At 56.5% G+C, this 6,023-nt stretch carries 6 protein-coding genes and 1 pseudogene; 6 read left to right on the top strand and 1 reads right to left on the bottom strand.

Translation table 11 applies throughout. The features are described from left to right. Positions 1 to 227: 227 nt before the first annotated feature. Both B5F35_RS17325 and B5F35_RS17320 read left to right on the top strand, forming a co-directional pair. Entirely contained in the window at positions 228 to 650 is a 423-nt protein-coding gene (locus B5F35_RS17325) for a sigma-70 RNA polymerase sigma factor region 4 domain-containing protein (RefSeq protein WP_087242863.1), read from the top strand. Beyond that, complete coding sequence (locus B5F35_RS17320; protein WP_087242861.1) at positions 643 to 840, top strand: helix-turn-helix domain-containing protein; 198 nt, start codon at positions 643 to 645, stop codon at positions 838 to 840. The genes B5F35_RS17325 and B5F35_RS17320 overlap by 8 nt, the downstream gene beginning before the upstream one ends. Here the strand turns inward: B5F35_RS17320 and B5F35_RS18830 are convergent. Further along, complete coding sequence (locus B5F35_RS18830; RefSeq protein ID WP_162611477.1) at positions 818 to 988, bottom strand: hypothetical protein; 171 nt, start codon at positions 986 to 988, stop codon at positions 818 to 820. The two genes, B5F35_RS17320 and B5F35_RS18830, sit on opposite strands and share 23 nt — an antisense overlap. A 609-nt stretch (positions 989 to 1,597) precedes the next feature. On the opposite strand from B5F35_RS18830, the gene B5F35_RS17310 reads away from it, so the two are divergent. The 4 genes and pseudogenes from B5F35_RS17310 to B5F35_RS19385 all read left to right on the top strand — a co-directional run. Continuing rightward, on the top strand, positions 1,598 to 2,008 hold the full coding sequence (locus B5F35_RS17310) for an RrF2 family transcriptional regulator (protein WP_087242857.1): 411 nt from the start codon (positions 1,598 to 1,600) through the stop codon (positions 2,006 to 2,008). 66 nt (positions 2,009 to 2,074) lie between these two features. Next, on the top strand, positions 2,075 to 3,985 hold the full coding sequence (locus B5F35_RS17305) for an acyl-CoA dehydrogenase family protein (protein WP_087242855.1): 1,911 nt from the start codon (positions 2,075 to 2,077) through the stop codon (positions 3,983 to 3,985). A 42-nt stretch (positions 3,986 to 4,027) separates the two neighbouring features. Next, the gene (locus tag B5F35_RS17300) at positions 4,028 to 5,248 is read left to right on the top strand and encodes an FprA family A-type flavoprotein (protein WP_087242853.1); all 1,221 of its coding nucleotides are present in this window, start codon (positions 4,028 to 4,030) and stop codon (positions 5,246 to 5,248) included. Between the two features lie 510 nt (positions 5,249 to 5,758). Then, positions 5,759 to 6,023: pseudogene (locus B5F35_RS19385) on the top strand (helix-turn-helix domain-containing protein); the annotation flags it as partial.

Below are 6,023 nucleotides of genomic sequence, written 5' to 3'. Positions count from 1 at the left end.
TTTGGGTGTCACTCTGTTTTTCACCATTATTGGGGCAATGCTATATCGAAAAAAAGATTGGGCATGAGTTTTCTAAAATAGCAAATCCAGCCGAGCCAGTCAACGGTCAGGATAAACGGGCATACGCCCGCCGTTGACAGCCCCGTCTGTCTTTGCTGGTAGGCAATCAAGGGGCGACAGCAAGGAGTGCTGCCGCCCCGCACTATTATCAGAGAGGGGGAATTTCCATGACCGAAAATGAAGCCTATAAAGTGCATATCCAGTACACATTCAATGCCTTTTGCAAGATTGTCATTCGTCATGCAGCCATAGATAAAATTTTGAAGTTGCGCCGGAGGTGGGAACGGGAAGTTTCCCTTGATTATCTGATGAGCGAAAAGTTTGTCCAGCTTTCCGAGCCGGAGCAGCTTGAAGAATATCTTTTTACCGCCTGCGGTCAGACCGCCGTTCTGTACCATGCGGAACTTGCCGCCGCCCTTGCCCTCTTGCCGGAGCAGACGCAGGAAGAAATTTTCCGTTACTACTTCCTGCGCCAGCCGCAGCGAGTGATCGGCGTACATATCGGCCGGACACGCAGCACAGCGGGGCGGCATATCCAGCTTGCCTTGCAGTGGCTACGGCGGTTTATGGAGGGCAAAGACCATGAGTAAACTTCTCCCCTATGAAACAATCGTCAAAGCCCATGAGGGCGACCCGGACGCAGTAAACGCCGTTCTGTCCCATTACGCCGGATATATCCGATATTTTTCTAAAGTGAACGGTCAAGTAAATACCGAGGTTGAGGAATATGTGAAGCAGCAGCTAATTGCCGCGTTGTTCAAGTTTCGATTTGACCGATAAGCCCCAAAACTGAATACCAGCCGCCACCGGCGGCCAGCGAAAGCAGTAAGTCTGAAAAAGATTTGCTGCTTTTTTTGTTGTCTATTTGGCATTTTTGAAATTTGTCCGTATTAAGAAGCAAAGAGAAAATTTCCAGTATTTCCATCATTTTTGCCTTTGCTGGTGTTGTAGGGAGTGAAAGGAAAAATTTTCTGCTCCGCCGGTTGCCAAAATCCTGTTTCCCGGATTACTAAGGCAAAAGAAAATTTGAAAAAATCCCCGGACAGCGGGTAGCTGGCGGCCTTTCAAATGTATCTTTGACGAAAGAAAAAAGGCCGCGCACAGCGGGCTGAAAGCCCCGCCCCGTTCGCTCTATGTACGGAAAAACCCAAACAGGGGCAGTCTGCGGCAGTCTTAGAGCAAGTTTCTACCACGGTGCCAAAATCCGCAATTCTGCGGTTTTTGCCCCTCGCGGGAAACTTGTTGGGGAGTGCCTTCCCCAAACCCTGCTTTGCGGCTTGCGCCGCAAAAAAGATTTCCGTCCGGCGAAAAGTTTTTCTCCCTTTCGCCCCAGGCGCGCCCGGGGGTTCCCACTTCATTCTACTGCGAAGCGGCTGCGATTGCAACCGGCCCTTCCGGGAAGGCGGCAATACAAAATCGGAGACCCGTTTTTGTGTAAGATAACAAAACATAATAAAATCTCATTTTATACTTGACAAAATATATCCAAATTGATATGCTGGGATCACATCATTCCCGCAGAAGGAGGAAGGCGCCCATGGTCATCAACAAAGAAACCGACTACGCCCTTCGCATTTTGCGGGCCCTGACCGACGGGGAGCTGCACACGGCAGGGCAGCTGTCTCAGGAGGAGCTTCTTCCCCAGGCCTTCACTTACAAGATTCTGAAAAAGCTGGAACGGGCCGGGCTGGTAGAGGTGGTTCGCGGCGTGGCTGGGGGCTGCCGCCTGGCGGCGGCCGCCGACCTGGAAAAAACCAGCCTGTACGACCTGATGGCCGTCATGGAAGAAAGCAGCAGCCTCACCGCCTGCATGGACCCCCAATTTCAGTGCCCCTGGCGCGGCCGCCATGGGGGCTGCGCGGTACACGGGAACCTGATGAGGATCCAGGAAAAGCTGGACCAGGAGCTGAAAGGGCACAGCCTGCGGGAGATTCTTGCAGAGCCCTGAAGCGGCCCGCTTTTTCTTTTTCTGCAAAACTGGAGGAAATTAATCAAGATTAAAGGAGGTACTATCATGTTATTCCAAACCACCCCTGCCCAGGAAGAGCTGCGGGCCAAAATCCGTGCCTTTGCGGAGGAAGAAATCAAACCCATTGCATTTCAGCTGGACCAGAACAACGAGTTCCCCGACGAGGCGGTGCGCAAGCTGGGGGAATTGGGCCTGATGGGCATCCCCTACCCGCAGGAATACGGCGGCGCCGGGCTGGACGCCCTGAGCTACGCCATTGCCGTGGAGGAGCTTTCCCGGGTAGACGGCGGCGCGGGCGTTATTTTATCCGCCCATGTGTCCCTGGGCTCCTGGCCGATTTTCGCCTTCGGCACAGAGGAGCAGAAGCAGAAGTACCTGGCGCCCCTGGCCAGGGGCGAAAAAATAGGCGCTTTCGGCCTGACCGAGCCGAACGCCGGTTCTGACGCAGGCGGAACCGAGACCACCGCCGTGCGGAAGGGCGACCACTACGTGCTCAACGGAGGCAAGATTTTCATTACCAACGCCCCGAAGGCCGACGTCTATGTGGTGTTCGCCGTCACAACGCCGGACATCGGCACCAAGGGGATCAGCGCCTTTATTGTGGAAAAGGGCTGGAAGGGCTTCTATTTCGGCGACCATTACGACAAAATGGGCATCCGCTCTTCCTCCACCGCCGAGCTTATTTTTGACAACGTGGAGGTTCCCAAAGAAAACCTGCTGGGCAAGGAGGGCGACGGCTTCAAAATTGCCATGGCTACCCTGGACGGGGGCCGCATCGGCATTGCCGCCCAGGCTCTGGGCATTGCCCAGGGGGCTTATGAGAACGCCCTGGAGTACGCGAAGGAGAGAATCCAGTTCGGCAAGCCCATCGGCTTCCAGCAGACCATCTCGTTCAAGCTGACAGACATGGCCACCAAGCTGCGGTGCGCCCGGTTCCTGGTGTATTCTGCCGCAGAGCTGAAGGAGCACCACGCCCCCTACGGCATGGAGTCTGCCATGGCAAAAATGTACGCCTCTGACATAGCGCTGGAGGTTACCAACGACGCCCTGCAGATTTTCGGCGGCTCCGGCTACATGAAGGGCATGGAGGTGGAGCGCGCCTACCGCGACGCCAAGATCACCACCATTTACGAGGGCACCAACGAAATCCAGCGGGTGGTCATCGCCTCGCACATTCTGGGCAAGCCCCCCAAGAGCGCGGGCGGTTCTTCCAGCCGCGCCAAGAAGCCGGCCCCCATTACCGGTGTGCGGAAAAAGATGATTCTGCGGGACGGCGGCGCAGCAGAGCAGGTGGCCGCCCTGGTGGAGCACCTGAAGAAGGACGGCCACGACTTTACCGTGGGAATCCCCATGGACACCCCCATTGCCCAGGCGGAACGGGTAGTCTCTGCCGGAAAGGGCATTGGCGGGAAAGAAAACATGGCCCTGGTGGAAAACCTGGCCCGGGCGGCCGGCGCGGCGGTAGGTTCTTCCCGCCCGGTGGCCGAAACCCTGAAGTACCTGCCCCTGAACCGGTATGTGGGAATGTCCGGCCAGAAGTTCACCGGCAACCTGTACATTGCCTGCGGCATCTCCGGCGCGGTGCAGCACCTGAAGGGAATTCGGGATGCTTCCACCATTGTGGCCATCAACAAGAACCCGGGCGCGCCTATCTTTAAAAACTGCGACTACGGCATTGTGGGGGACGTGGAGGAAATCCTGCCCCTTCTGGCCCAGGCCCTGGACACCGGCGAGAAGCAGCCGGCGCCTCCCATGGTGAAGATGAAGCGGCCCCGCCCGCCCAAGGAGGCCCCCATTGGCAAGCGGTACGTATGCGGCGGCTGCGGCTACGAGTATGTGCCTGAGCTGGGCGACCCGGACGGGGAAATCGCCCCCGGCACCCTCTTTGAAAAGCTGCCGGAGGACTGGGTGTGCCCGGAATGCGCCGAAGCCAAAGACCAGTTCATCGAAGCGTAACGGCCCGTTTCCATGGATGATTCATAAAAGGAGGACTGCACTATGTATTGTGTGAGAACCGTCACCAACGATCTGTACTGGGTGGGCGCCAACGACCACCGCCTGACCCTGTTTGAAAATATCCATCCCATCCCCAAGGGGGTAAGCTACAACGCCTACCTGCTGCTGGACGAAAAATCCGTCCTGTTCGACACTGTGGACTGGTCCGCCTGCCGCCAGCTTCTGGAAAACGTGGAGCACCTGCTGGACGGCCGGGAGCTGGATTACCTGGTGATTAACCACATGGAGCCGGACCACGGGGCTTCCATTGAAGAAATCCTGCTGCGCTGGCCCAATGTGAAGGTGATCTCTACGGAAAAGGCCTTCCTGCTCATGCATCAGTTCGGCTTCCATGCAGACAGCCACGAATGCATTCAGGTAAAAGAGGGCGACACCTTCTGCTTCGGCAGCCACACCGTCACCTTTGTGGCCGCCCCCATGGTACACTGGCCCGAGGCCATGGTCACCTTCGACACCACCAACGGCGTACTCTTTTCCGCCGACGCCTTCGGCTCTTTCATCGCCCTGGACGGGAAGCTGTTTGCAGACGAGGTGAACTTTGACCGGGACTGGATTGACGAAGCCCGCCGCTACCTGACCAACATTGTGGGCAAGTACGGCCCCCACGTACAGCTGCTGCTGAAACAGGCCGGCGGTATTTTGGATCAGATCAAATTCATCTGCCCTCTGCACGGCCCCGTGTGGCGGCAGGATCTTGGCTATTTCATTGACAAGTACGACAAGTGGAGCCGCTACGAGCCGGAGGAAAAGGGCGTGCTCATCGCCTACGCTTCCATGTACGGCAACACAGAGGCCGCCGCCCAGGCCCTGGCCTCCAGGCTGTGCGAAAAAGGGATTACCAATGTGGCGGTGTACGACGTTTCCAACACCCATGTTTCCTACCTGATTGCCGAGAGCTTCAAGTACAGCCATATTGTGCTGGCCTCTGTCACCTACAACCTGGGCGTCTACCCGGTGATGAAAAGCTTCCTGGAGGACATGAAGGCCCTGAACCTGCAGAACCGCACCTTTGCCCTCATCGAAAACGGATCCTGGGCCTGCAAGTCCGGCGACCTGATGGAGAAGTTCATCAACGAAGAGATGAAAAACATGACTGTTCTCAACGAACGCCTGTCCCTGGCGTCTTCCCTGCAGGGGGACAAAGCCGCCGAGCTGGACGCTTTGGCCAGCACCCTGGCGGATTCCCTCAACGGGCAGGAATAACCATCCCTGGCGGGCGGAAGGCTCCCAGCGGAGAAGGCCCGTACATCCCACTCCCCCTACGGGCATGCTTCCGCCTGCCGTTCTGCCCCCCAGACACAGCGCTGGGGCGAAGAGAAAAACTCTTCGCCCCAGCGTTTTTTGTGTTTATAAGAAATCATTTCTCTCATGCCGCGGCCGGCATTTTTTTGCAGAAAAATCAAGCCAAAATCTGATTATCCCTTGAAAACACTGTATCCACGGGCATTTCAGACAGGTCAAAACCATCTCATTTACTACGATTTTACTACTGTTGAGTGAGCCTTGACACGCTGAAAGACCACGAAATGCCAAGATACGGGTACAGTACCCGTCAATCGGGGCCTCCGCCCCGTGACCATATAACTGAATACAGACCGGCCATCTGCCGGGGCAACGCCATGGGTAACACAAACCTGTGGCGTTTTTTTATGCCCTGCCGGGGGCACGCAAAACTGTATAAAAACGGGTGGGAAATCCCCTGTTTTTTCGCCTGTGGGCGGCGCAAATGAAGCCGCCCATATTCTTTCCCTCATGGGAGGCCGGGCGGCGATACAGGGGCGCAAACCCGCCGAAACGAACACTTTTCAAAACCGAAGGAAGGAGGTATCCAACATGGCGGTATTCCGCATTGAGAAAACCCGCGATTATACGGTGATGTCCAACCATCACCTGCGGGACAAGTCGCTCTCGTTGAAAGCGAAGGGCCTTCTCTCCCTCATGCTCTCCCTGCCGGAGGAGTGGGACTATACCACCAAGG

The organism is Anaeromassilibacillus sp. An200 (assembly GCF_002160025.1).
GTDB classification, from domain to species: domain Bacteria; phylum Bacillota; class Clostridia; order Oscillospirales; family Acutalibacteraceae; genus Caccousia; species Caccousia stercoris.
The sequence above is the reverse complement of the archived record's forward strand: the minus strand, read 5'-3'. Positions and strand labels throughout refer to the sequence as shown.